The organism is Sphingomonas sp. GW821-FHT02B09, from assembly GCF_059421875.1.
The window spans coordinates 127,057-153,578 of record NZ_JBWKVV010000008.1 but is presented as its reverse complement, the minus strand read 5'-3'; the positions used below and the strand labels follow the sequence as shown (position 1 = coordinate 153,578).

General features: G+C 57.1%; 23 protein-coding genes. 8 read left to right on the top strand and 15 right to left on the bottom strand.

Annotation, left to right across the window (positions count from 1 at the left end; translation table 11 throughout):
* Together AC07U4_RS21665 and AC07U4_RS21660 are read right to left on the bottom strand one after the other, a co-directional pair.
* The coding region (locus AC07U4_RS21665; RefSeq protein ID WP_495197025.1) for a GDP-mannose 4,6-dehydratase at positions 1-368 on the bottom strand (368 nt) is incomplete at its 3' end.
* Between the two features lie 161 nt (positions 369-529).
* Complete coding sequence (locus tag AC07U4_RS21660; RefSeq protein ID WP_495197024.1) at positions 530-2,218, bottom strand: hypothetical protein; 1,689 nt, start codon at positions 2,216-2,218, stop codon at positions 530-532.
* 446 nt (positions 2,219-2,664) lie between these two features.
* Here AC07U4_RS21660 and AC07U4_RS21655 point away from each other — a divergent pair, with 446 nt between their 5' ends.
* From AC07U4_RS21655 to AC07U4_RS21630, 6 genes are all read left to right on the top strand, one after another.
* Entirely contained in the window at positions 2,665-3,606 is a 942-nt protein-coding gene (locus AC07U4_RS21655) for a glycosyltransferase family 2 protein (protein ID WP_495197023.1), read from the top strand.
* Entirely contained in the window at positions 3,603-4,883 is a 1,281-nt protein-coding gene (locus tag AC07U4_RS21650) for an oligosaccharide flippase family protein (RefSeq protein ID WP_495197022.1), read from the top strand. Before AC07U4_RS21655 ends, AC07U4_RS21650 begins: the two co-directional genes overlap by 4 nt.
* Positions 4,884-5,016: 133 nt before the next feature.
* Complete coding sequence (asnB, locus tag AC07U4_RS21645; protein ID WP_495197021.1) at positions 5,017-6,903, top strand: asparagine synthase (glutamine-hydrolyzing); 1,887 nt, start codon at positions 5,017-5,019, stop codon at positions 6,901-6,903.
* A 34-nt stretch (positions 6,904-6,937) separates the two neighbouring features.
* Positions 6,938-8,023 (top strand): glycosyltransferase, encoded by a 1,086-nt coding sequence (locus AC07U4_RS21640; RefSeq protein ID WP_495197020.1) that lies wholly within the window; start codon positions 6,938-6,940, stop codon positions 8,021-8,023.
* 68 nt (positions 8,024-8,091) lie between these two features.
* Entirely contained in the window at positions 8,092-9,117 is a 1,026-nt protein-coding gene (locus AC07U4_RS21635; protein WP_495197019.1) for a hypothetical protein, read from the top strand.
* Between the two features lie 9 nt (positions 9,118-9,126).
* Positions 9,127-10,251 (top strand): glycosyltransferase family 4 protein, encoded by a 1,125-nt coding sequence (locus AC07U4_RS21630; RefSeq protein WP_495197018.1) that lies wholly within the window; start codon positions 9,127-9,129, stop codon positions 10,249-10,251.
* Here the strand turns inward: AC07U4_RS21630 and AC07U4_RS21625 are convergent.
* The gene (locus AC07U4_RS21625; RefSeq protein WP_495197017.1) at positions 10,248-11,393 is read right to left on the bottom strand and encodes a glycosyltransferase family 4 protein; all 1,146 of its coding nucleotides are present in this window, start codon (positions 11,391-11,393) and stop codon (positions 10,248-10,250) included. The genes AC07U4_RS21630 and AC07U4_RS21625 overlap by 4 nt on opposite strands.
* 202 nt (positions 11,394-11,595) lie before the next feature.
* On the opposite strand from AC07U4_RS21625, the gene AC07U4_RS21620 reads away from it, so the two are divergent.
* Positions 11,596-12,777: a DegT/DnrJ/EryC1/StrS family aminotransferase gene (locus AC07U4_RS21620; protein ID WP_495197016.1), complete on the top strand. Its 1,182-nt coding sequence runs from the start codon at positions 11,596-11,598 to the stop codon at positions 12,775-12,777.
* Between the two features lie 38 nt (positions 12,778-12,815).
* Here AC07U4_RS21620 and AC07U4_RS21615 read toward each other — a convergent pair whose 3' ends face one another.
* Both AC07U4_RS21615 and AC07U4_RS21610 read right to left on the bottom strand, forming a co-directional pair.
* Complete coding sequence (locus tag AC07U4_RS21615) at positions 12,816-13,430, bottom strand: sugar transferase (RefSeq protein WP_495197015.1); 615 nt, start codon at positions 13,428-13,430, stop codon at positions 12,816-12,818.
* A gap of 184 nt (positions 13,431-13,614) precedes the next feature.
* Positions 13,615-14,379, bottom strand: a complete 765-nt coding sequence (locus tag AC07U4_RS21610; protein ID WP_495197014.1) for an SDR family NAD(P)-dependent oxidoreductase — start codon at positions 14,377-14,379, stop codon at positions 13,615-13,617.
* An 85-nt stretch (positions 14,380-14,464) separates the two neighbouring features.
* On the opposite strand from AC07U4_RS21610, the gene AC07U4_RS21605 reads away from it, so the two are divergent.
* The gene (locus tag AC07U4_RS21605; RefSeq protein ID WP_495197013.1) at positions 14,465-15,136 is read left to right on the top strand and encodes an acetyltransferase; all 672 of its coding nucleotides are present in this window, start codon (positions 14,465-14,467) and stop codon (positions 15,134-15,136) included.
* On the opposite strand, the gene AC07U4_RS21600 is transcribed toward AC07U4_RS21605, so the two are convergent.
* The 10 genes from AC07U4_RS21600 to AC07U4_RS21555 form a co-directional block, all read right to left on the bottom strand.
* The gene (locus AC07U4_RS21600; protein ID WP_495197012.1) at positions 15,109-16,143 is read right to left on the bottom strand and encodes an aromatic ring-hydroxylating oxygenase subunit alpha; all 1,035 of its coding nucleotides are present in this window, start codon (positions 16,141-16,143) and stop codon (positions 15,109-15,111) included. The genes AC07U4_RS21605 and AC07U4_RS21600 overlap by 28 nt on opposite strands.
* A gap of 3 nt (positions 16,144-16,146) precedes the next feature.
* Positions 16,147-17,187: a ketoacyl-ACP synthase III gene (locus AC07U4_RS21595; protein WP_495197011.1), complete on the bottom strand. Its 1,041-nt coding sequence runs from the start codon at positions 17,185-17,187 to the stop codon at positions 16,147-16,149.
* A gap of 2 nt (positions 17,188-17,189) precedes the next feature.
* The gene (locus AC07U4_RS21590; protein ID WP_137899201.1) at positions 17,190-17,405 is read right to left on the bottom strand and encodes an acyl carrier protein; all 216 of its coding nucleotides are present in this window, start codon (positions 17,403-17,405) and stop codon (positions 17,190-17,192) included.
* A gap of 22 nt (positions 17,406-17,427) precedes the next feature.
* The gene (locus AC07U4_RS21585) at positions 17,428-18,474 is read right to left on the bottom strand and encodes a 3-oxoacyl-ACP synthase III family protein (RefSeq protein ID WP_212742984.1); all 1,047 of its coding nucleotides are present in this window, start codon (positions 18,472-18,474) and stop codon (positions 17,428-17,430) included.
* A 165-nt stretch (positions 18,475-18,639) separates the two neighbouring features.
* Entirely contained in the window at positions 18,640-18,930 is a 291-nt protein-coding gene (locus tag AC07U4_RS21580; protein ID WP_137899200.1) for a hypothetical protein, read from the bottom strand.
* A gap of 2 nt (positions 18,931-18,932) precedes the next feature.
* Positions 18,933-20,099 (bottom strand): tetratricopeptide repeat protein, encoded by a 1,167-nt coding sequence (locus AC07U4_RS21575; protein ID WP_495197010.1) that lies wholly within the window; start codon positions 20,097-20,099, stop codon positions 18,933-18,935.
* Between the two features lie 47 nt (positions 20,100-20,146).
* Positions 20,147-22,360: a GumC family protein gene (locus tag AC07U4_RS21570; protein ID WP_495197009.1), complete on the bottom strand. Its 2,214-nt coding sequence runs from the start codon at positions 22,358-22,360 to the stop codon at positions 20,147-20,149.
* Positions 22,361-22,374: 14 nt separating this feature from the next.
* On the bottom strand, positions 22,375-23,061 hold the full coding sequence (locus tag AC07U4_RS21565; RefSeq protein WP_495197008.1) for a polysaccharide biosynthesis/export family protein: 687 nt from the start codon (positions 23,059-23,061) through the stop codon (positions 22,375-22,377).
* 71 nt (positions 23,062-23,132) lie between these two features.
* Complete coding sequence (locus tag AC07U4_RS21560; protein ID WP_495197007.1) at positions 23,133-24,494, bottom strand: O-antigen ligase family protein; 1,362 nt, start codon at positions 24,492-24,494, stop codon at positions 23,133-23,135.
* A 53-nt stretch (positions 24,495-24,547) separates the two neighbouring features.
* Positions 24,548-26,209 (bottom strand): polysaccharide biosynthesis protein, encoded by a 1,662-nt coding sequence (locus AC07U4_RS21555; RefSeq protein WP_495197006.1) that lies wholly within the window; start codon positions 26,207-26,209, stop codon positions 24,548-24,550.
* Positions 26,210-26,522 lie beyond the last annotated feature (313 nt).

The following is a 26,522-nucleotide window of genomic DNA, read 5'->3' as shown; positions in this document are numbered from 1 at the left end:
TCGACCCGCCGCGTGCGTGCGAGTTCGAGGATATTGAGATGGCCGACGAGGTTGGACTGGCCGTAGACCTCGGGATGCTCGATCGAATAGCGGACGCCCGCCTGCGCGCCGAGATGGACGATGCGCTCGAACGCATGCGGTGCCAGCGCATCGCGCAACGTCGCGGCATCGGCAAAATCGACGGCGAGGAAGGTGAAGCGGTCGCCATGCCGCCGGGTGAGTTCGGCGAGACGCGCCTGCTTCAATGCCGGATCATAGTAATCGTTGAGCGAGTCGATGCCGACCACGCTGTCGCCGCGTGCGAGCAGCGCTTCCGCCGTGTGCATGCCGATGAAACCCGCCGCCCCGGTTACCAACGTCTTCGGCATCGTCTGTCTGCTCCGTCTTCGCGAGGCCATCGACGGCCGCAGCCATTCGCTAGCCGAGGAAGCGCCGCTTGACGATGCCCCGCATAAATCCGGTCATTTTGTCGTAAAAGCGTTGATAATATTGTTTTAAATAGTATGTCAAAGCAAGGTGCAAATTCAATTTATAATGGGAGAATTCTCCATTTGAGAGGTGCGATACGCCTAACGACTACCTCATGACCAGGGTCAATCTGCAGGCATTTATCACTTATACCTAGTATTACATCTTGGCCTGAAGAGCATACCATAATAGGAAATTTACCTTTAGCAGAAATTGTAACGTCTGGCCATCCTAGCGGAACATGCTCATCAGATAATCTAAACTTAACAATTCCATTGGCTCCATTATTAGAATAATGTCCAAAAAAATGCCATTTATCTATAATCCATTCACCATCGACAGAAGTACGATTGTACACAGACAATCGATATTTATCACTCCACAAAACCTCTCCTTCAATCCAGCTATACTTAGCACCTTGTAATTTTATAGGGTCTATAATCGAAATATTCGCGACTGAATCAGGAAATTTTTCATTCTGAATGTAAATGTATCTTTCGATGCGCCCATTACTATCACCGACAATCGATGGATTTACAATTTTGATATTTCCAATCGTCTCAGCATCCCCCCCGGCAGCTAAAAACAAAGTGATCCCAGCTCGCGCACGGTCTGCCGTTAAATTTCCTTTATTAGGATATTCGATTTTAGGTCGCATGATGAATACACGAGCTCCGCGAACATCCCAATCTTCCACGCCAATACCAGTGACACGAGAATTCTTAATATTGGGATTGATGTAATCTATCCTACCCTTAACATAACTTCCTGATGCGCCCGACCTAGCAAACTGCGCCCCACTATTATCACCATTACTATCATGATCCTTTATAGCGATGTTGACGGGACTGGAGCTAGACCGCAGCATACCTAAATAAATTGAGATTCCCGCCCCCGCGTTGCCGCTTGTCACGGGTGCGATGATCTGGATATCCTGCAAGACACAGCTGGCCAGATTGGGTTCGATGTCCAGACCGGCCGAGGGGGGGGTTCCATTCGTATTGGTCCAGATCGGACGTCGCACGATGCATCTATGCGCCGAAGTGATGCTCATCCCCTGCCGACGGCAATTGTCGGCACGTGGATCCGAGACCTCTACCGATCGCGGATTGGCGCCGGTTGCCATATCCTCGCCGATGTAAATGCCGTCGCCCCACATGTTGTTGGTGACTGGTGAGATGATTCGGATGTCATCCACGTCCCCCAAGATCTGGATACCATTGCCCCATTCGCCAGTCGTTTCAACGTTGAGGTCGCGACGGCCGTCAAGCATCGCGTCGATGATCTCGACATTCCGGACATTGTGCAACAGCAGCATTTCATAGCCGGTCAGGCGATGGGGGAGGTTCTCGATTTTGCTGCCGGCTTCGAAGATCACCTTGCTATTGCTCGGTACGCGAAGGCTCTGCCGGCCAGATTCGGGCTGGATATGATAGACGCGAGACAGGTGGACAGGCGCGCGTCCTCCCCCATAATCGAACGCCGCCTGCAGCACATGGGATGCGTCCTTTCCAGCGACGACGACACCGAATTGTTCGGGTCGAATGATCGCGTTCGCTGGATAGAGGCCTAGCCCTCCGACTGTCCGGACGGCATGATAGGCCAAGCGGGGGGCGACGAGATATTGGTTGTTCCCCGCCCGGACCCGTGTTCCCGCAGCTATCCGAGCATGGTTCATCGTTCGGTCGGCTAGGAGGTCGGCCACCGTATCAAACGAGATTGCGGCACTCCCCTCCAGTGCGTAGCGCATCCATGAACCCCGATTGGTAGGGGAAATTTTGGATCGATCGGCTGCCCCGTCGCTTATCCCATCAGTGGCTTCTGTATCATGCCATATCCAGATAGCATTATCTCGAAAGACAGGACTCTCAGCGGGTCGAGCATTTCTTATTGTAGTCAATACGCTAGGTCGACCAACCGTGCGAATTGAAAGCAGCGTTACGATTCCTGCTAAAGAGCTTCCAAGCGCTGCACGGCGCGTAGGCCCTAAGCCAGGAGCAGAGCGTCGGTCAGCGTTCACAGGCGGCACGCCAGCATCAACAGTCTCTCTGGGTTGACCTCAGCTTGGCAGGGCAATAGGCGACCGGTCGTCCAGCCGCCAACTTTCATGCCTTCCCTCGTCTGGACGAGAGCCAATGTGTTAACCACGTGCGTTTTTGACAGGTTGGGTTTGCCATTGCGCAACAAGGACCATTGGTGACAGAACCGGTTTTCACCGTCGCGACTCCGACCTACAATCGTGCCGACACGCTTCCACGTGTCTATGACAGTCTTTGTGCTCAAAGTTTTCGCAGCTTCGAGTGGCTGGTGGTTGATGACGGTTCGACGGATCATACCCGCGATCTAGTGCTGAGTTGGCAAGACGCCAGTCCCTTTCCGATCCGATATCACTGGCAACCCAACCAGCACAAAAAAACCGCCGTCAATCACGCCGTACGTGAGGCGAGGGGGGCGTTCATTGCCATACTAGACAGCGATGACAGCTTCATGCCCAACGCCCTTCAGGACATGTATGACGGATGGGAAAGCATCCCGATCGCCGAACGCTCGGATTTTGCCGGAGTTTCGGCGTTGGTCATGAGTCCCGACGGGGCAATCGTCGGCGATGCCTTTCCCGAAGATCCTTTGGACGCCGATTATATGACCTGCCACTACATTATAGGCGTGCGCGGAGAAAAATTCACGATGCAGCGCACTGACGTTATGCGGCAATTTCCTTTTCCCGATTTTGTAAGCGGACTTGTGCCCGAAAACTATGTATGGGATCGCATAGCCATAAATTATAAGATGCGCCACATCAATAGAGTTGTCAGAATATACTATCCAACTCCGGGATCTCTTATAAATGGAAATGTATACCAGCGGGTTGGGGCTGATTATGATGGTTGTTTATATTGCTCTTGTATGTTCATAGACGAAATTGCGCCAATTCTAGCCTTTAAAGCTCCACGAGTGATATTCGATACATGTCGGCAACATTGCAGGTTTATCCTGCACACGTTGCGCCAGAAGCGAGCCATTCGATGGTGGCCATCACGGGCATCATCCTGGCTGTTGCTGTTGCTGCATCTGCCCGTTGGCCTCGCGCTTTTCAGCAAAGACATGCTTGAGGCCTGGTCACGGCGCGTTCAACGATGACGCTTCCCAACTTCATCCGCTCCATGATGTCGATCGGAGCTATCAATCTGATCGACCGGATCGTCGGGATCGTTATTGGTATCTGCTTGGCGCGCATGTTGGGTGTGCAGGCCTACGGAATCTACGCGTTTGCCATGGCGTTCATGGGGATGCTGATGATTCCCGCTCGTTGGGGGCAGCCCGAATTACTGCTCCGGGAGACTGCAATTGCGCAGGTAGATGCTCAAGCCTTTGATCCAAGCACCTTTGCTCGGACTTCCGGCCTGTTTGTCCTCGCAGTCTGCGCAGTTGCGGCACTGCTTTCGTGGCCCGTCATCGCCTATCGTTACGCAGACGATGGCGCCATGCGTCACGCGCTCTATATGATCTTGCTCGTTTTACCTGCCTATGTTTTACTGGATCTTGCGTGTTACGGCTTGCGCGGCGTTCGCAAGGTCGTACCAGCTGCATGGTTTGTCACCCCCGTACCCAACGCGCTTGTCATGATCGGGCTTGGCCTCTTCTTTCTAGTCGACCGACTGGCACTGAATCCGACGAACGCATTGCTCCTGCGTTGCGCTGCGCTAGGGCTTTCTGCCCTCCCGGCATGGCTGTTGCTGTTCCGAACTTTGCCCCTGTCGAGTGCTGCTGCTGCTCCACGGCTACGCTTTGCGCAGCTGTTTCGACTGGGCGTTCCGTTCATGCTGCTGACCGCAAGTTCGGTGCTCATGAGCCGCACCGACGTCTTCATCCTCGGTCTTTTCAAACAGCCTGCCGACGTCGGTTTGTACAATGTCGCGTTCCAAGCGGCGGTATTAGTTGATCTGGGTCTGCAGGTCTCCAACTTCATCACGACCCAAGAATTTGCCCGTTATCATGCCAGCAACCAGCGAGACGAGCTTCAAACGTTCGCGATCCATAGCGCCCGCATCACACTGGTAATCGGCATTGCAATTTTTGCATTTCTGGTAGTATTTGGGCGCTATCTGCTGGGAATATTGTTTGGGCACGAATACCAGTCGGCGTTCAGCATTATGGTCGTGCTCGCTTTTGGAAAATGCATCGCGCTTCTGTTCGGAGAGCCCGGTTTTATCCTGAACATGTCCGGCAATGAGCGTACCACGGTTCGTATCTTCGGCGCGACTGCGCTGTCTAACGTCGCCTTGTGCTTGATCGCAATTCCGATCGGCGGCCCTATCGGTGCTGCATGGGCCTCTGGTCTCTCGCTGATGGTGTGGCGCCTGCTAGCATGGCAGGCGGTACGTAAGAAAGTCGGCATTTCCTGTGCGGTCTTTTGACCCGGCGTCGACGCACCAAATGACGCCCCTTTCCGGGTGGCTCGTTTGGTGCGATGGGCAGCGGATCGCTGATCGGAGCCGATCAGCGGGGTCGAGTAAACGACTTTTTACGTTGATATAGGCAGACTTTGCGATGTGCGGAATTTGCGGTTTCTGGGGAAATCAGCGCGACGCCGACGCTCTTGCTGGCGAGATGGCCCTGCGTATCGAGCACCGCGGCCCGGACTCGACAGGCGTTTGGGCCGATACGGAAGGAGGCATCGCGCTGGCCCATTGTCGGCTGGCCATCGTCGACCTGTCACCGGCGGGACATCAACCGATGGCCAGTTACGACGGTCGCTATCAAATCAGCTACAATGGCGAAATTTACAATCATCTTGATCTGCGCGCGGCATTAAATGCCGAAGAGGCGCGAACTTGGCGCGGCCATTCAGATACGGAAACTCTCGTCGAGGCGATCAGCCGCTGGGGTGTCGAGACAACGCTCAAGCGTATCAACGGCATGTTTGCCGTGGCAATTTGGGATAGGGATTGCCAAGAACTTCATTTAGCTCGCGATCGGATGGGGGAGAAGCCGCTTTATTGGGGAAGAGTCGGTAAAGATGTCGTCTTTTCTTCCGAGCTGAAAGCGATGCGCGTTCACCCGCAATGGACGGGTGAAATCAATCGTGACGTTTTAGCGCTATACTTTCGACACAATTATATTCCGGGCGATCACTGCATCTATCAGGGACTGTACAAACTTCCCCCGGGCCATTGGGTGACGATTTCGCAACCGTCCGGTGACCTTCCAGCGCCTCGACCCTATTGGTCGCTTCGCGACGTGGCAGAAGCCGGCATAAACGCGCCCTTCGCAGGCTCTGTATCCGACGCAGTCGATGCGCTGGAAACGCTGCTGCTGGACGCCGTTGGTCTTCGAATGATCGCCGACGTACCCCTTGGCGCATTTCTGTCGGGCGGCGTGGATTCGTCGACGATAGTTGCATTGATGCAGGCGCAGTCGCAGCGACCCGTACAAACCTTTTCGATCGGCTTCAACGAGGCCGCCTATGACGAGGCACCCCATGCTAGGGCGGTCGCTGCTCACCTCGGAACCGACCATACAGAACTTTATGTCAGCGGCGACGATGCGATAGCTGCCATTGCAAGTCTGCCGGATATTTGGGATGAACCTTTTGCCGACCCTTCACAGATCCCGACGGTTTTACTCAGTCGTCTGACACGGCAGGCGGTAACGGTTAGCTTGTCAGGTGATGGTGGTGACGAACTCTTTTACGGTTATGGCAGGTATGATCGAGCTGCGCAGTTATGGTCGCAGATTTCCGCCATTCCTGCGCCAATCCGGCGGTTCGCCGGAACACTGGCTAGCCGCATCCCCCTTGGAATAAGCCGTCGCGCCAGCAAACACATTGAGCAGGTTGCGCAGATCGCAGATATGCGGAGGCCGGAGGATTTGTATCATCTAACCATGTCTTTTGCGCGCGCACCGGAACGACTGGTTTTAGGTGCGACAGAGCCTTCAACTCTGTTGACTGATCCTACGCGCTGGCTGACTGGCGCGAACTTTCGCGAGCAAATGATGTATCTCGACGCTGGAAGTTATCTGCCTGACGATGTGCTGGTAAAGGTCGACCGGGCCAGCATGGCGGTCGGATTGGAATCGCGTGTGCCGCTACTTGATCATCGCGTGGTTGAATTTGCCTGGAGCTTACCCTTGTCGATGAAGGCACGGGAGGGCAGCGCAAAATGGGCGCTGCGCGAGGTGCTGTATCGCCACGTTCCCAAAGCTTTGATAGAACGGCCGAAAATGGGCTTCGGCGTGCCCATTGACAGCTGGCTTACCGGGCCATTGCGCAACTGGGCAGAAGCGTTGCTGACTGAAGAGCGGCTCAACCGAGACGGATATCTCAATCCGGCCATCGTCCGCCGCATGTGGGAGGATCATCAGAGCGGTGCCCGGCAATGGCACTTCCAGCTGTGGGGTGTATTAATGTTTCAGATGTGGCTGGACGCACAATGAGGAGTCATGATCGGCAATCTGCGGCGCCACGGGCATGAGCCACGTCGCGATCTTCTTGCCGGATGTGGAAGGCGGCGGTGCGGAGCGAGTCATGGTCACATTGGCCAACGGCTTTGCAGTGCGTGGACACCAGGTCGATCTGGTGCTGGCAAAGGCGCGTGGGTCCTATCTTGGCGAAGTCGCCGGCAATGTCCGCGTGATCGACCTGAATAAGGGCCGGGTCGCCACCAGTATCCTGCCGCTGGCGCAATATCTCAGACGGGAACGCCCGACTGCCCTGCTATCGGCGCTGAACCACGCGAACATCATTGCGATTATCGCCAAAAAGCTATCCGGCGTGCCGATGCGGCTGGTCGTTAGTGAACGCGATTCACCCCTGCGCACCCTGATGGGGGGCGGTCAGGTTGCGATCTTTCGCGCGCTTACGCGGTGCCTCTACCCGGCGACCGACGGCATCATCTGTGTGGCCAAGGGCATTCAGGATGAACTCGAGCACCTACTGGGTCTGCCGCCCGAGAAGCTGCACACCGTTTACAATCCCCTTGATCTAAGTCGTATTGAGTCGCTCAAGGCGGATGTGCCCGATCATGTCTGGTTTAGGCAGCATCAGTCGCCTGTGATCGTAGCGGCAGGGCGGCTGAATGCGCAGAAGGACTATCCTACGCTCTTGCGAGCGTTCCAGCATCTCCGCCGTACACGCGATGCCAAGCTTATCGTCCTCGGCAAGGGAGAGGAGCGAGCGGCCTTGCTGCAACTGGTCGATGAACTCGACATTGGTGCGCACGTTGATTTTGTCGGCTTTCAGGACAATCCCTTTGCATGGATGGCGGCGTCAGACCTTTACGTCATGTCATCAGCCTGGGAGGGGCTGCCAGGTTCGCTACTCCAAGCGATGGCGTGCGGCACTCGCATCGTCAGTACTGACTGCCGCACCGGACCAGCGGAGATATTGGAGAACGGTCGTTGGGGACGGCTGGTCCCCGTCGGCGATTGGCATGCGTTGGGAGAGGCGATGGCGGTAGCCCTTGATGATCCGTCCCCCCCACAAGTGACCGAGCGCGCCCATGCCTTCGGACTTGATCGGGCAATTGATGGCTATGCCCGTCTGCTCGCATTATAAGAACTATACCAACGTGCTCTCTCGCGCCCGTTCGCACGCGTAACCTGCATCGATAGGCATATCTTCGGATGACGATTGATCAAACGGCGACCATGCCGACTTCAGCTACGCTGAAGGATACACCAGACGGCGGCATAGCTCCGGCCGTTTCGGCACCACATTCGGTGCTGCCGGCCGCCTTCGCGCTGGTGTATGCGACGGTTTTGACCATGCTGCCAATTAACGCCTTTCAGGACCGTACTAACTATCTAGCCTATGCAGATTATAGCGACTTCATCCTGTGGCACTATCTGATCGACGGTTGGTCAGCCGTATTTGCAAACGAACCATTGTGGCTAGTCGTGAACATGGCACTCGCCAGTTGCATGTCGAACTACAACGCCGTTCGCGTCATCATATTCCTTCCCGCATTCATCACTCCCTTCGTGATATTACGACGGGAGCGCGGATCCGCGTTGTGGTTGATCTTTCTTTTTCTCGTTCCACTTGTCATCAAAAACAACATTATCCACTTGCGACAGGGCGTCGCGGTCGCGCTTTTCGTGGCGGGATATTATGACAAAGTAAGATGGCGGCGTTGGCTGATAATTGGCCTGACTCCTCTTGTGCACTCTTCGTTTTTTTTCCTTGTCATGATCGAAGTGCTGAATCAGGTTACGGCACGTTTCCGACTGTCGCCATGGGTCAGAATAATCTTCTTCATTGGCTTCTTTTTGACATTGGGCTTGTTGCTTGGCGTGCTTTCCGCAAGCCTAGGTGCGCGTCAGGCAGGTGAATATGAGGGCGCTTCCATTGGGGTCAGTGGCGTAGCTTTTGCGTATTGGTCAATTATATTGGCGATCTTTATATCGGCAGGTAAAGATTTTCTTCAAAGAGAATCCTTTGCCGTGTCTGTGTTATCATTTTATTTGTGCGTATACTTTCTAACGGTGGTGTCCGGTCGAATATTTGAGAGCGGCCTGCTATTCGTACTTCTGGCTGGTACGCACCTTTTTGGATGGAGGAAGAAGGCGTTCGTTGTGCTGATCATCGGCTTCACGCTCGCCAATTATATTGGCCGGTTGAACGAACCTTGGCTTGGCTGGGGTGTTTGAGAACTATCAATGGACATTCTTCACATCATTACTGGGCTGAACGACGGGGGAGCCGAAAGCGCCCTGTACCGCTTATGCCTTCATAATTCGCAAGATCGGCATCGGGTTGTCTCCCTTACCGACGCCGGAAAATATGGACCGTTGCTTGAGGCGCAGGGCATTCCAGCTTTTTGTCTGAACATGCCACGGGGCCGGATCACCGGCCGCGGATTAAGGCAACTCTGGAACATTCTAAGTAAATCGCGCTCCGATGTCGTACAGACATGGATGTATCATTCAAATTTGGCCGGTGGTCTTGCCGCCAAGGTGAGTGGCCATCGGAATATTATATGGGGCATCCATCACTCTGATCTTGGCGAAGGCGGAACTTCGAAAAGAACCGTGATGGTCGCGAAGCTGGGCGCGCGCTTGTCGCGTATAGTACCCCGGCGCATCATCTGCTGCGCAGAAAAGTCGGCTCAAATCCACGCCGATTTTGGATATGAGCCAAGCCGTCTGCGTGTCGTGCCAAACGGGTATGACCTGTCCGTATTTCAGCCCGATACAATTCTGCGCGAGCAATGTCGCTCAGAATTTGGTTTGACCAGCACCGAGCCGGTGATCGGGTTTGTCGCGCGTTATGATGTACTCAAGGATCACTCAAACCTGTTGACGGCACTTCGCCTCCTGCGGGAAATGGGTCATCACCCAAGATGTCTTTTGGTCGGAACGGGTATGGATCCGGACAACCGCGATTTGAGGACGCAGATCGAGGAGCTCGGCTTGACGGAGCAAGTCATGCTGCTTGGTCGACGTGATGACATTCCGGCAGTGATGAACGCGTTGGACATGCACGTTATGTCCTCGACCAGCGAAGCTTTTCCCAATGTGCTTGCCGAGGCGATGGCATCGGGCACGCCATGCATTTCGACGGATGTCGGAGATGCACCCGATATTGTTGGACCGACGGGGTGGATCGTGCCGCCTCGCGATCCACAAGCTCTTGCTCGGGCGTTGGCTGAGGCTCTGCAAGCTCTTGGCCGGCCTGGAACCGAATGGTGCGCACGGCAGCGTGCAACGCGAGAGCGCGTGGAGCAGCGTTTCTCGATCGCGCGGATGGTCGAGGGTTATCGTTCGGTCTGGCTTGACACTTAGCTTCCGGTAAGAGCTCCGTAAATTCTTTCGTTTACCTCGTTGATGTTGAAGCGTTCCTGCGCCATTCGCCGGCTTTCCGCGCCCATTACCGGGATTAATGAAGGATTATCGCAGAATCGAGCCATGGTGTCTGCTAGGCTGTCCGCATCGCGGGCCGTTGCAAAGAACCCGTTGACACCAGCCTGGACCGTTTCCCGGCAGCCTGGAACATCGGTCGTGACGACGGGGCGTCCCATTGCCATCGCTTCTTGCGTGCTACGTGGCACGCCTTCGCGGTACGAGGGGAGAACATATACCGAGCAACCGGCGATCGCAGGCCGGACATCGGACACCTCTCCCAGCCACTCCACCGCCCCATCCACAAGAAGTTCGTCGACCTGGGTCGTGGACAACCCGCCCGGATTGTTGTCGCGCCCACCGACAAGGTAGAACCGAGCGGCCGGATAGCGAACCTTCAATCGGCGCGCCGCCTCAATATACTCGCATACGCCCTTTTCTCGAAGTAGTCGGCCGATCATCAAAAAGGAGGGCATACCGTCGGGAAGGGGGGCAGGTGAGAATATGTCGAGGTCGACCCCAATCCCGCCTAGCAACAGAACCTGTTCAGGGCGGACAATCCGCCTAGCCACGAACTCGTCCCGATCGTCCGGGTTGAGAAAGATAACCTGATGCGCACGGCGCAATGCCGCCCGTAGCAACACGACTGCCACTGTGCGTGCAACGGAGCGCTTTAATGAGCTATCACCGTTGTCGGTGAATAGATAACCCAATCCCTCGACCATCGCCACGCGCCGCGCAATACCGGTCATCGCGGCGGCCAGGCCGCCATAGATGTTCGGCTTGATAAAGTAGGTCAGGCTGACGTCGGGCCGTTCACGCCGGAACCAATGTCGCAGATCGACCAGCGTGGACAGGTCGGACAGGGGGCTCTGTCCGGTGCGCTCAATTCGGACGATGTCAAGATGGACGCCTATCTCCTCCAACTGCTTCCGCTGCATTGCCGAATAGCTGGGCGCCAGAGTATGCACTCGGTGACCGCGCGCTACGAGAAGGCGGAGCAGAGGGCCACGGAAACCCACCAGAGATTCCGCAGCATTCGCGACAATAGCAATCTTCATCTGCCCGGTTTGTTCATCAGCCATGCCCGCACATCTTCCCTTGTGCAGACGTGCCGATGTCGGCAGTACCCCCGTCACACGTCAGCCGCAAAACCAAGAGCTAGAGTCGATAAGAAAAAGCCTGCGCCGCGTCAACATGCGGCCCCACTGCATGATGGCGTCCTGCTTTGCTTTGTCCGTTGGGTCGGCTAATGAGCGGCGCATACCGCAAACGAGACCCTTCACGATGCTCAATGGCCCTTTTAGCCCATGGCCTTCTTTCGACCAGGAAGAGCAGGAGGCTGTCGCGCGGGTACTCGCCTCTAATCGGGTAAACTATTGGACCGGTGAGGAGGGGCGCGAATTTGAGCGTGAATTCGCTCAGTGGACCGGCACATCGCGGGCGATTGCGGTAGCAAACGGCACCGTCGCGCTGGATCTGGCTTTGAAGGGCTTGAAGATTGGTCCGGGCGACGAGGTGATTGTGACCCCCCGCACATTCATCGCCTCCATTTCCACGGTCGTGAACGCTGGCGCCATACCGGTCTTTGCCGATGTGGATCTTGACAGCGGCAACATTTTTCCGGCCAGCATTGCGGCTGTCCTCTCACCTCGTACCCGTGCCATTATTCCGGTTCATCTCGGCGGGTGGCCAGCTGATATGGATGGTATTGTAGAGGTGGCAAGGCCGCGTGGCATTCGCGTCATCGAGGATTGCGCGCAAGCTCATGGTGCCAAGATTGACGGCCGTGCGGTGGGATCGATCGGTGACGTCGGTGCTTGGTCATTCTGCCAAGACAAGATCATGACGACTGGCGGCGAAGGCGGTATGGTAACCACTGATGACGAAGCCCTCTGGTCGGCGATGTGGTCTTATAAGGATCACGGCAAAAGCTGGGCTGCGGTCTATGATCTGCAGCATCCGCCGGGATTTCGATGGGTGCATGATGATTTCGGCACCAACTGGCGAATGCTGGAATTACAGGCAGTTATCGGTCGATTGCAGCTTCGTCGCATGGCTGATTGGACGCGTCGCCGTACTGCTATCGCCATGCGGTTTCATGCCATGCTTGCGGACTTCGAAGATGTGATACGCACTCCGCTGCCTGACGCAGGTATGACACACGCTTTCTATCGGTTTTACGCCTATGTTCGACTGGAGAGGCTGAAGTCAGGCTGGCATCGCGATAGGATCGTTGCCGAAGTAACGGCGGCCGGCGTGCCGCTCTTTCAGGGCAGTTGCCCTGAAGTGTATCTTGAAAAGGCTTTCGACGGCACGGGGTGGCGTCCTGCGGAACGGCTTCACAATGCCCGGGAGCTGGGTGAGACGAGCCTGATGTTCCTCACCCATCCAACTTTGACCGATGAGGAAGTGGACCGGATCTGCGAAACGATCGCGCAGGTATTAAAGGCGGCGACGGCAAGCTGACTCTATGGTTAGCTCGCCACCTCGGCGCGCGGGATTGCCTATTTTGGACGGGGGCGCTCGTCGATCTCACTGCCAAGAAAGGCTGGCATCGTCGCCTCGCCGGCTGCGTTGATCCCATCGCGTTTCAGCACCTTCTTTGCGGTAAGCAACAGGATTTTAATATCGAGCCAGAAGCTCTGATGATCGACATACCAAATGTCGTGTTCGAATTTCTTTTCCCAATCCAGCGTGTTCCGTCCGTTGACTTGTGCCCATCCAGTAATGCCAGGGCGCACTTCGTGACGGCGTGACTGGAGAGGCGTATACAGGGGGACGTATTGCATTAGCAGGGGGCGGGGGCCGACTAGGCTCATGTCGCCCTTCAAAACATTGAAAAGCCCAGGCAGTTCGTCAAGGCTTGATGCTCGCAGCCAAGCACCGAACGGCGGCAGGCGATCGGCGTCAGGTAGCAAGGCCCCGGCTGTGTCCCGTGTACCTACCATCGTCCGGAACTTGATCATGTGGAATGGGCGACCGTGGAGGCCAGGTCGTTGTTGCTTAAACAATACGGGCGAGCCGAGCTTAAATCGGACGAATAGCGCAATCAATACAATCGGAATTGCAAGCAAGATTACGACAATTAGTGCGATCGCCAGATCGAATACACGTTTCACGCAAATTTTCCTATAAGCATACTGCAGAACAGGTGAGGTGGCGGGCGTGTTGAAATGGTAATAGTTAAAGTTGGTTACCATTATTTAGAAACATGACAGGTGTGAGGGAAAAAAATTCGGAACGCTGTGGCGCTTTTTTGAGAAGGCACCGTTACAGATTGAGATACCTTCGTTGTCGATCCCGCTATTGAGCGGTATAGCCTCCATCGACCATCAGCGTTGTACCAGTAATCCACGTCGAGGCACTACTGAGCAAAAACATAGCAGCATTGGTAATGTCAGCGGGGCGACCAAAGCCAAGCAGGTGGCGGCGTTCATATTGATCAATCGCACTCTCGCCCAATGTTTTGGCAAGGCGGGTATGCATCTCGGTTTCGACAGCGCCGGCGGCAATGCTGTTAACCCGAATTCGGCGCGGGGCAAGCTCGCAGGCAAGGCTGCGGACCACGCCATCGACAGCGGCTTTGGCCGCCGAGTAGCCGACCATGCCGGCGGTGCCGCGGAGACCCGCGACCGAAGACATGATTACCAGCGACGCGCCGTCTGAGAGCACACCTCGCGATGCTGCTGCCCGAGCTATACCAAGCGAGCCGTAAAGGGCGGCTCCGAACAGCTCTGCAGCATTGTTGTTTTTGAACATGCGCATCGGCCGGACGAGTTCCGTCCCGGCGGCATGAAAGACGCCATCGAGAGTGCCGTGCTCACTCACAATAGCCTTAACCGCCTCAGCGGTCGCCTCGAGATCGTTGAAGGCAGTAGCGACGGCGGCATGGCGCTCGCCGGCCAGTCGCGCGCGTGTTTCGTCTAGGCGTCCTGTATCGCGTCCCATCAGTGTGAGGCGGGCGCCGGCTTCGGCAAAAGCAAGCGCCGCAGCACGGCCGAGACCCGACGATGCGCCTGTCACAAGGAGGTGGCGGCCACTCAGTACATCCGACGTGTATATGGTCATTGCCTGCATCTCCGTCGGAGCCCCGCTTGGCGATTGCCAGGGCATTGGGGGGCTCCTTATAGCGCCGCTCGTAATAGGAGTGGATATGATGGAAAAGGGCCGGACGATCATCGTTGGAGCGGGCGGGTTCGGTCGCGAGCTGATCAGCTGGGCGAACGATGCCCATGTCGCTGGCAGGGTACCGCCGCTCGCCGGATTGATCGATGACGATTCGGCCGCGATGAACGGTTTCGCTTACAGCGTCGGTCTGCTCGGCAGTATTGCAGATTTCGTCCCACACTCGGGGGATCAGCTGTTGATGGCAATTGGTACCCCACGGATCAAGGACCGGGTGGCGGCTCTTCTGGACGCCCGGGGGGGGCGTTTTACGACGCTGATACATCCGACGGCAGTAGTAGCTGGGTCGGCGATACTTGGGTATGGCGTGATCCTGTGCCCGTTGTCATTGGTATCGGCCGATGTGCACGTCGGTGAACTGGTTAGTGTCAACGTACTGACCAGCATTGGGCACGACGTATCGGTCGGTCGCTATTCGACGCTCAGTGCGCATGTCGATCTGACGGGCGGAGTACGGGTAGAGGAGGCCGTAATGATCGGCACGGGGGCCAAGCTGTTGCCGAGGGTGAAGGTCGGAGCAGGCGCTACGATCGGCGCAGGTTCGGTGGTTTATCGCTCTGTGCCAGCGGGGCGATCGGTATTCGCAGCGCCCGCCAAGACGCTGCGGCAGGCTCAACCGCCTGAAATCGCCGCCCGATAGCTTTCGCGGAAATGAAGAAGTTTTTCTTCAGAGGCCGACCAGAAGCGCGGCGGGTCCATAGACCATGTGTCGCGTGCGACCCGTTTGCAGATATCATGGTCCTCGTTAAAGACCGCCCGGTTCATCGTCGCCGACGATTCCATGAACGAGGTGACGAGTTCGGGCTTGATCGCAGGCCTTAGCCGACCGGTGAATAGGCGACTGGTAAAATGGGTGCGCTCCGGAGTCGTCGCCGGTAAAAAATGCTGCACCGATTGCGAAAAACCAAAGGTCGAGGAGATCATGGTGAAGGGAAAGAGATACAGGCTTTCGTAACCTTCAAATTGGTGCGGTAGATCGAACAAGCGCGACAGCGACCGCATTCGCCGCACCATCCGCTCGTCACCCAGCGGCGCCGACCATACCGAATTACGTCCGTAATAGCGGTTCTCACCAGGCTGAAGGTTTAACGTGTTCAGCGTGTTGGGATGGATCGGCCCGACATGATAAGGTTCAAGAGCATTTTCCAATGCTATCCGCCAGTCGGCCTCGTAGAGATAGCGGTTGAAGTCCCAACGCTGGCCAATCCCGTGCGAGATATCCTCAAGCATGGGTCCGAGCCCTGCCAACTGGTCTTCCAAAGGTTGTGCGGGCGTCTGTGCTACAAATACAAAATCGCCCATCCACGCGAGGTGGAGGGTGTTGAGCGCGATCTGATCTATCGAGCAATGGGCAAGGGATGCCTTGTCCGCAACGAACATACGTCCTTTTGCATAGGACCAACCATGATAGCGGCACAGAAATCGTTCACACCCGGTATCGCCATCAAAAATGCGCGCGCCGCGATGCGGGCACCGATTATCGAACGCGATGACGGATGTACCGTCGTGGTATAATACCACTTCGCGTCCCAAAATGTCGAAACGCACGAAATTGCGCGACGCCGCCAGCTCGGAGCGGTGTGCAAGCAGGTGCCAATTTTCCGCCCACAAGCGTGCGGAGGCGTGATCAAGAGCCTCGTGCGCCATGAGTTACCGGTAGTCGATTGTTTCGACGCAGGCGAGCGGACCGACGGTAATATCCACAGACCCCCAGGAAAAACCGACGCCGAAGCCGAACATCCCGAGCCGCACTGGTCCGACGCGGAGACGGGTGGCCAGGTCAGTGGTCATCAGCAGTGGGATTGTCGCGCTGCTCGTATTGCCGAACCGGTCGATATTCATCGGTACCTTGTCGGCGGGCAGCCTGGACTTTTTTGCGAGGTGCTTCAGCATGAATGCATTGGCTTGATGAAAGAGAAAGGCGTCGAAGCCATCGGCGCCCCCGTCCCGATCGAGCGTCGCAGTAACCAGCGGCGGAACCGTGGCCAGCGTGAAATTGAAGATGGCACCACCGTCCATGTACAGCGCGTCCGCTTTGGGGCCTGCTATATCATCTGCCGGCACCGGGGCAGAACGAAAGGCTCCTTCGGAAATGATGAGTTGGTGCTCGCCCGTCCCGTCGGTGCCGAGGATGAAGTGGGCCGCGCCGTCTGCATTCGCCTCAATCGCGGTTGCAGTTCCGGCGTCGCCGAACAGCATGGCAGTGCTGCGATCCTCGCTATCGACGGTCTTGGTAATGGTATCTCCGACCAACAGCATGACGCGCCTGGCGGCGCCGGAGGCCGCTGTCGTCATCGCCAGCCATAAGCCATAGGGATAGCCCGAGCATCCCAGATTGACGTCGAATGCCAGGGTCTGACGGTTCAGGCCCAGCCGACCCTGCAGCGCGCAGGCGGTCGCCGGCAGACGATAGTCGGGTGTCTGCGTCACGAAGAACAGCGCGTCGACGCTGTCACGCTCCCAACCCAACCGCTCCAGAAGCGTTTCCGCTGCCCGTTGGCACAGATCGGCGGTGGTTGTATCCGCGTCCGTCCAGCGTCGCTCGCGCACACCTGTCATTTTTTCGATGTCGTTGGCCTTGTCGCCGAACCGCTCACGGAAAGACGTGTTGTCAACGACATGCTCGGGTAAACAGGACACGACGCCGGCAATGCGGCTGCCTGTGACAGAAATGGAGCGCCCCGGCGCCATGGTCACTCCGCTGCGTTCGCGAGCGCTTCGACCTCGCCCACCGTCTTGCACTGGACTAGCGCATCGGGGCTGACCGAGCGGTCGTGAATCTCGTCGATCAGGGCGATCGTCGAGACGATCGCAAGCGAGTCCCAGGCATCACCCAATTCAAAATCTGGGCCGATCTCAGACACGTCCACGTCTAGGATTTCGGCCATGCCTTCGTAGAATTCCGACATCGTCATCTCATCTCTTGTTTGATCAAAAGCCCACTAGCGCCCCGGCCCATGACAAGCCAACACCAAAGCCGATCAGTGCGACGCGCGATCCGGTGGTTATGCGGCCGGCTGCGAGTTCCTGTTCGAGCACAAAGGGTATCGTCGAGGATACGGTGTTACCGATTAGTTCGTAGCGACGCGGCACGATAGCATCGTCGAGGCCAAGCTTTTTCTGCAGCGCATCCAGCAGGAACTTGTTCGCCTGATGTAGGATAACCGCTGACAGCTCGGTGGGCGCAAGACCCCCGCGATCAAGCAGGCTGCGGAAAGTGCGTGGGACCTCACGGAGCGTGAAGTTGAGGACCGCACCGCCATCCATGAACAGGTTCTCGGCGCTGCGCACGTTACCGGAGCGATCCTCGCTTTCAATTACCGTATCAGCACTGCGAGGAAGACGGAAACCGCCGGCGGGGACGATTAACCGGTCAGCGCCCGCACCGTCGGTGCCGAAGACAAACGGTCCAATCGAAGCGCTGCCGATGTCGTCGCTGGTGACGATCGTCGCTGCCGCACCGTCACCGAACAGGGTGCGTACACTCTTGTCGCGCGAATTGATGTATTTGGAATAGGTATCGGCCGTGGCGAGCAGCACCGTTCGTGCGCTGCCGGTCGCTATGAGCCCCGCAGCGACCGACAGGCCATAGACGAAGCCGGAGCAGCCAAGGTTTATATCCAGTGCGCCGATACCAGTGCGCATCCCCAGCCGATCCTGGAGGAGGCAGGCGGAGGTCGGCAGGACATGGTCGGGAGCCTGTGTGCACAGGATGATGAAGTCGACACGCATACGCAGATCGGGTCTGCGTTCGAACAACGACGTGCACGCAGCGGTGGCGAGGTCGAGTGCTGTTTCATCAGGTGCGGCGATCCGACGTTCACGGATACCGGTCTTTTCCAAGATTTTCCCGGCAGGCCAATCCGGGAAATCAGCCGCGAGTTCCTCGTTTGACAATATGCGCTCGGGCACATGTGTCGCTACGTCGAAGATACGTGCGGCGATGCCGCTATGAGCGGCAGAAGACGAATTAGACACGATTGAAGCACGCCTTGCTGAAGGTGCCGTTCCTAGGCTGACCAGTGATCGTCGTCCAGTGTGACCGCACTTGCAGGCCGCCGTTACGCCATTGGCGAAACGCGGGAGCAACAGCCCTTATCAGGATAAAGATCGGTAAGGCGGCACAAGCCTGAAGGCCGCATCCTAACGCCCCCTTTGTGTCGGCGCCTTGGCACGAGACCCCCGAACATGTTCGATACGACTGTTGATCCGCGATTGGACACGATTGGACAGGCGCGTATCGAGACGCTTCATCGGCGTGACGTTGATCGGATTCACCATCGGGTTGGTTTGCAGCCCGGATGGATTGCTAGGGCGCAGTCCGGTATCAAGTTGGGTTTTGACCGACTGCGTGTCTTCCTGCGCCGCCACGGGGGCCGCGAACAGGATCAGCAGGATCACTCCGCCGAGCATGCGATATGAAATGCCTGCCATTGTCAGCGTATCGGCCGCAGGATCGCTTCGCTGATCTGCCCGGAAATACCTTGGACCGCATCGGAAGGCGGGATGATCAGTGACAATATCTGAACGGGACAATCCGCCGGAACCCGCAAACGGCCGGAAAAATGGCCGTTTGCTTGGCTCGATGATGTGAGGGCAACCCGACCAAGTTCACGCTCGTTACGGCAGCTTAACATCCAGTAGGGCATCGGCACACCAGTTGGCTGAATATCTATACTGCGACCGGTCATACCGTAATCACCGGGTGGCAGCATTTGATATTGTCGCAATGCCGTTCCACCTACGCTGGGGGGCGCCGCGAAGACAAAGATTCCACCACTTCCGTTTTGCTGAATGGCGGCGGTGATTCCCCCCGTGGTCACTGGCACCCAGTCAAAGACCGACGGTTCGGTCAATAGCATGCCAAACTGCGGATCACGGGACCGATGACGACTGGACCCCGGTCGTACCGCCGCATAATAGCGCCAGGCCTCCTCCAAAAGATCCTGGCTGAGCAACCGGTCGAGTGTGACGGCGTGAACATTCTGCGGCACGATCATGCCGTGGCGTTGAAGGGCAACGAACAGGGATGCCGCGGCGCGCGGATCAGGCGCATTTCCGGCGGCATAACCGATGAAATTTGGTGCCCACGCAGGCCGGGTAAGCAGCGTGCGGGCAAGAGCCGTGCGAACTTCCGGCGCCGAGAGCGCGCTGGCCAGCACGGGGTAGAGCAATTCGGGAGCGGGCGCTGAAGTCCGAAGGGCGATATCGTAATGACGCAGGGCACCCGCGATATCCTGCCGCGTGATCGAGTCTTCGATCATCCACAGTTGCGCCTGCAAATTGCGGCGCGACAAAGTCGTTGCGTAGCGAAAGTGCTGTTGGGCTTTGGCCGTATTACCGTTCAATTGCGCAGCCAGCCCAAGCGTCGTTACCGCTGGAACGGCGGTCGGATCGCGATGCAGAGCTAGGTTCGCCAAGGCGACGGCGCGAGCGCGATCTGTGCCGATCATTTGGGCAGAAAGCAGCGCAGCGGTGCGACCGTCGGTCGATGATAGGGCATAAGCCCGATCGGGAGCCGAACTACGTAGCGAACCAGCAAGGCTGTACGTCACAAAACCATAGCCGAGCACTGCGATCAGCAGCGCGGCCAGACTTCGCATGGCCCACTCGCTGGGAGAGCGATGTAACCGGCGCTTTGCTCGATTCATCAGCGGTCCGTCTTCGCCATATCCTGGCTATCACGGCCATAATTATAGCCATACTCATAGCCGAAGCCGTAATTTGATTTGCGGGCTTTGAATTTGGTCAGCACGCCGCCCACAATGCTGGCATTTGCCGCGGCGAGCCGGTTCAAAGCAGTCTTTACCAAGCTGGATCGGATGCCATGCGACTCTACGGTGTAGATAGTCCCTTCGACGCGGTTGGCGATGAGCGGAGCATCGGCAAGTCCCATTACGGGCGGAGAGTCGATGATGACATAATCATAGCGCTCGAGCAGCAGCGTTATCAGCTTATCCAACCGGTCGCCCGTCAGCAGTTCCGCGGCGTTGGGAGGGATTGGCCCTGCCGACATCGCGGCAAAGCCTAGATCGCTCATGATGAAAATGAGCGGGTCGATCTCGTCCTGACCGGATAGGAAATTGCTCAGCCCCCGATCGTGGCTCACGCCGCCTAGGTGATGTACCGATGGCGACCGCATGTCACCATCGACCAGGATGACCGTTCGCTGCGTACGGGCGAGCATTGTTGCCAAAGCCAAGGCCGTAGTCGACTTGCCTTCCGCGGGGCGGGTTGAGGTAACTGCAAGAGACCGCGGGACACCGTGCGCCGTCGTGAAACCAAGGTTGGTCTGGACTGCCAGATAGGCATCGACCAGTTCAGACTTGCGGTCGAGCAACGCCTCCTTAGGCGTCCCACGATGCAATTTGGGTACCGACCCGAGCAGAGGTACGCCGAGGCGGCGTTCGATCTCTTCCGGATCAGCGATGGCTTCGTCGATCTGTTCCAGCGCCAGTGCCAATAGTGCGCCGAGTGCCAGTCCGGCTGCGAGAGCGATGGCCAGATTTAGCAACAAGCGGGGACTGGAAGGCCTCTGCGGGACATCCGCCATGTCAACAATGGCGATATTGTTGACGCCAACCCCGCCGGCCACGCCGATCTCCTTGAAGCGCTGCAGCAGGCCATCGTAGAGGGCACGGTTCGTATCTACCTCTTGCTGATAGATATTATATTGGATGCTGCGCCGGCGCAGATCGAGATAGCTACTCTTAAGCTGATCAACCTTCGATTGAAGCGCCCGCTCGCGCCCTGCTGCCTGGCGATAATCGGTCTGGAACGAGCCAAGGACACGGGTCTCTTCTCGAGCGATACTGGCATCAATCTGATCCACCTGCGATTTGACCGCTTTTGCAGCAGGATAGCCTGGCTCGAACTGAGTCATCAACTCTTGATACTTTGCGGCAAGTTCGGCACGCTTTTGACGCAGCGAACTGATCGCTTGATTTCGCAACGCCTCTGTCGAGGCGCCATTGCGCCCGATCTGCTCGTAGCGAGCTTCAGCCTGGATCCGGTCTGCCGTGGCTTGCGCGAGCGCGCCGTTGAGCGCCGCCAAATCGTCGGCCACGATCGATCGTTCCGATGTCTGCCGGCCGTCATTTGACTGAGCCGGGAGATTGATGATTTTCTCCGCCGACGCATAGGCTACCAACTGCCGCTGCGACTGATCAAGGCGTTCCTTGAGTTGCGCCAACTGCCGCTGCAGCATGTCCCGGCCATAAGACGTGGCCTGTACCTTGCGCTGTAAGTTCGTCTGGATGAAATTTTCAGCCCAAGCGTTGGCAACGCGCGCCGACAATTCTGGATTGGGGCTGACGAAATGAATGTCCACCAGCCGCGACAAGCGCGTCGGATCGATGTCCAAATTTCTGCGTAGGATCTCGCCCGCGATCCGCTGGCGGGTCGCCCTACCAGACGCGGGATAGCGACCGTTCGTCTGCTGGAACGCCGGGTTTTCTCCTGATACCCCGAACATCTCAAAGAATTTTGCATCGTCGACCAAACGAAGCTGGGTCGCCACGCGTTCCGAGAGGCTGCGCGATCGCAGGAGGCCATATTGGGTCTGGTAAAACTCTTGGTCGGCTACACCGGCTTCCCGCTCAACACTTTGGATATTTGTAATTTGATTAGACTCACGCGAGATTTCGACCGTCGCAGTGGCGGTATACTTGGGCGTCATCATCAACGTGACAACTAAGCCCAGCAGGACGCATAAAGCGACTGTCCCGGCGATGACATAGCGCCACCGCATCGCAATGCGCAAATAATGCCGCAGGTCGGTCTTCTCCTCCGCAGGCGCCGCCCAGGTCGGTCGCGGAGTGCCATCTATGGTTTTGCCACGCAAAGAAGATGTCACGAGGTTCATGAGTATGGTCGGCCTTACTGCAAGATCGCGATCAACGGCGCGGCTAGAATTGGAGATACCGAAACGATGTCACGGAACAGACGGCGCTGGGGCGAGTCACCAACGATGATGACGTCGTTCGCATATACCGGCGGATCGTCGTATGTACCCTGTCGGATTGCACCTACATTGTACAGGCCCGCCATGCGATGGTCATTAACGGTGCGTAAAATCACAACGTCCTCTTGGCGCGCGTATTCGGACAGGCCCTTCGCCGAAGCGATAACCCGCATCAGCGTCATCTGGTTTGTCACTGGATAAAGGCCAGGCTCGACGACTTGACCGTCGATCGTAACGACCTGACTGACCGAGTTCCTGATATTAACGGTCACGCTCGGGTTGCGCACGTAATGGCTGCGAAGCGCCGCCTCAATCGCCTTGGCCAGTTCCTCTGCGGTACGGCCACGTGCATCGATCGTGCCGGCCAAGGGCATGGCGATCCGGCCGCTCGCATCGACCTGCATCTCGCGGCTGAGGTCCTCGACGTTGAACACGTCGACGACGATGGTATCGAGAGGACCGATTAACGCGGGCCGATCGGCAGCCGTCAGGTCACCACGACCGGGAGGTGGCAGGCCCTTGCTGTCCGGTATCACCGTCAGTGAGGCGGTTGACTGCGGCGGGGGCGTACGGCTGCATCCGGCAACGGCGCTGATGGCCATTAAGGCAATACAAAACTTGCGCATGCGCTAGAACAGACCTGCGTGGGGGGAAGGACGATCGCCTATAAGTGCTACCTGTCGGCGGGTAAAGCTGGCGTATGGCGGTATGACGCTGCTCCATTCAGCCACCAAGCGGCGATAATGCATATCGCCATGATCAGAGGGGTCCGGGCGGGATAGTCGAAACCGCTAGCTATGATCACCAGCAGGAGGATTCCTGTGCCGAGGCGCTGCAAGCGATCACCGGATCGAATGGCTCGCAAGCTGGCCATTCCCCACCATATCAGCGCGCCCAGCAACAACGCCGCGCCGAAAATACCGCCTTCGAGAACCACTTCAAGGAAGTCGTTATGTGCGTGATTAAAGAAGGTGAGTTTCAAAAGATTAAATGGCTCGTGCATCCGGAATATTGGATCGAACCCACCAAATCCGCTGCCCCACGGGAAGTAGGTTTCGATCATCGTCATGATTGTCGGCAGGGCTCGGCTTCGCATATCGGCTGACGGATCGACAGATAGCACTCGGGTGATCGACTGAGCGCGACCGGCGACCACGCTGACTAAAACGAATATCGAGATAACGGTCACTATGCCGAGGATGATCGCCGGCAATGTCCATCGTGGCGCACCGCGCAGCATCTGGTGCATGTCTTTCCACACGATGGCGAGCCCAAGTCCAACGGCCAGGACGCCGAGTCCTAGGCCGGCGCGTGATCCGCTCGCCAGGATCACGAGGATGAACAGCAGCAACAGTCCTAACGCGATCGGAATGCGGCGTATTCGATGGCGACTGCCTTGGAAGGCCCAGACCGGCACGAGGATGCAGCCGATCGCCAAGAATAGCGCGAAATGGTTTCGGTTAGCGAAGGTACCATTCACCGCCCCGACGCCTTCGTTGATGAAGGGATTGTTGAATCTTACACCAGAGAATTGCAACAAGCCGAGCAACGTTGACACTGTGATCAAGGCCAAAATCATGTCGGGCAGCCAGCGACGTTCGCGCTCGCGTAACGTGGTAACGAACACCAAAGCGGCGACCGGCACTATTAAAGATCCCAGCGCGTTCCACGTCGCGCCAGGAACGATCGACCATGGTCGCCAAGGTTGTGTTCCTTCGACCGCCTGCATGAAGACGGTACGGCCAGACAGGCTTTCCCAGATCGCGGGAGGTAGCGGAACGAGTTGCAACGTCGGCAAGAGTACTGCGGCTAGGACCAGGTATGCGACGGCGCCCGCTTCACGAACCTGAGGCCGCGGGCTGAAAAGTGCCGCAAGGATCAAGAGCCCCCAAGCTGCTCCACGCACGAGGACTTGCCCCAGAACGTCCGCACGTGATGCCCCGCCCGCCAGCCAAAGAACGATGAGAAACGCTGCCAAAAGAATGGCGGGAAGCCCAAGGTGGCCGCCTTGGCTTGAACGCTGACGGGATCTCATGACGGAGGCTCTAGCCATGTTTCGACGCCAGCGGAACTGCTGGCAGGGATAAGTTAGGCGGCTGTCGATCGACGGATCGACTGCGCGCCAACATATTCGGGTACGATAGTCGATAGGATTTCAAGCGAGGCAATGCGATCTCCCTTGGTCAGAACCCGGTGGAGATCATTGAGATGAATAGCCAAGGTTCTCCAATCAATAAAATTCTCACGTGCTTGCATGATTCGGGAGTGCTGTGTGGGGGATGGGGAGTTGCCGATCAATAATTCCTCATACAACTTCTCACCCTTGCGGAGCCCAACCTCGCAAATCTCGATGTCGCCATCGGGGTTCGAGGGATCGCGAACGGTCAGGCCGGACAGGTGGATTATAGTTCGCGCCAAGTCATAGATGAAGATGGGGTCGCCCATATTTAGAACATAGACCTCGCCGCCTTCGGCCATGCCGCCTGCCTGAATAACTAGCTGCGCAGCCTCCGGTATGGTCATGAAGTACCGCGTGACGTCGCGATGTGTGAGCGTAACTGGACCTCCCTTCTGAATCTGTTGCTGGAAGCGAGGGACGACCGACCCGCTCGATCCAAGCACGTTGCCGAAGCGAACCATGGCGAATTTGGTCTTGCTTCCCTGCGCGGCCAAGGCCTGCAGGATCAGTTCGCAAACACGCTTGCTTGCGCCCATGACATTGGTTGGCCGTACGGCCTTATCTGTACTAACTAAGATAAAATGCTGCACGGCTGTGCGATCCGCTTCCAATGCGCAATTCAGCGTGCCACTGATGTTGTTGCGCATACCCGCGATGACGTTCTCCTCGACTAGTGGAACGTGCTTGTAGGCTGCGGCATGGAAAACGGTATCGGGTTTCCAGCGGTCGAATAGTCGTCGTACCGTGTCGACATCAGCGATATTGCCCAATTCCGCATGGATCGCGGGCCTGCCGCGGTAGCCTTGGGCTTCCTGCGCCTCCCGCAACTCACCTTCGATGGAATAGAGCGCGTGTTCGGTCATCTCGACGAGGATGAGGCGCGTGGGATCCAGTCGAATGATTTGACGGCATAGCTCGCTACCGATCGAGCCTCCTGCTCCAGTGACCATCACGGTAAAACCGCGGATTGTTCGATGTAGCAGCAACTCGTTCGGAGGTACGGGATCGCGGCCAAGAAGGTCGGTGATCTCGATCGCGCGTAGATCGCCGATGGATACCGACCCGCTCAATAAATCACCCATCGCGGGCAGCGTCAGGACCCTGACGCTGATATTCTCGAACTTGCGCACAATCCGCTCGCGCCGCTGGCGGGATATGCGCGGCAGTGCGAGCAATATCGTGCTCACTTCCAGTCGCTCGACGAGCTGGGCGACTTGATCGCTGCCATGAACTGAGACGCCGTCGAGGTGCTTGCCGATCAGTCTTGTATCGTCGTCGATATATCCACGGAGCACCATGTTAGGTTCATGGCGCATTGACAAGGCGAGTTGACGTCCTGCCGACCCCGCCCCGTAGATCAGCACGCCTTGCCGGCGCCCAGGAGAGCTGCGCTGATTAAGGAGATCCAGGAGCACATAGCGAGCCATAAGTCTGCTGAAGATCAGCAGCACGGCAAACACCATGGGTTGTATGAAAGCTACGGTGCGCGGGACTCCAGGAAATGCACCAATCGCCAACATAACACTGAGGCCAACCCCCATTAAAATGCATGATGTCGCGATGCCAACCATCGTGCGGGTTCCAATGAACCGCACGATAGAATTGTAAATTCCACGCCAAAAGAATATTGGAAGCCATAGTGACAGGCTGAGTGCCATTACTTTCGATATTGCGGGACTCCACAATATCCACTCACCTATGCGCAGCGAAAAGGCAATCCACACCGCGGCTATGCATAAGATGGCGTCGAGGGTTACGAGGGCGCCGACTTTGGTAGCCCGGTTCAAGCCGATAACCGCTCTCAGCAGAGCGATAGCCCCGTGGTCGATACGGTTCCAGATTTTAATCACCGGATACGCTCTCTCTGGTTCGAGCTGAACTGCG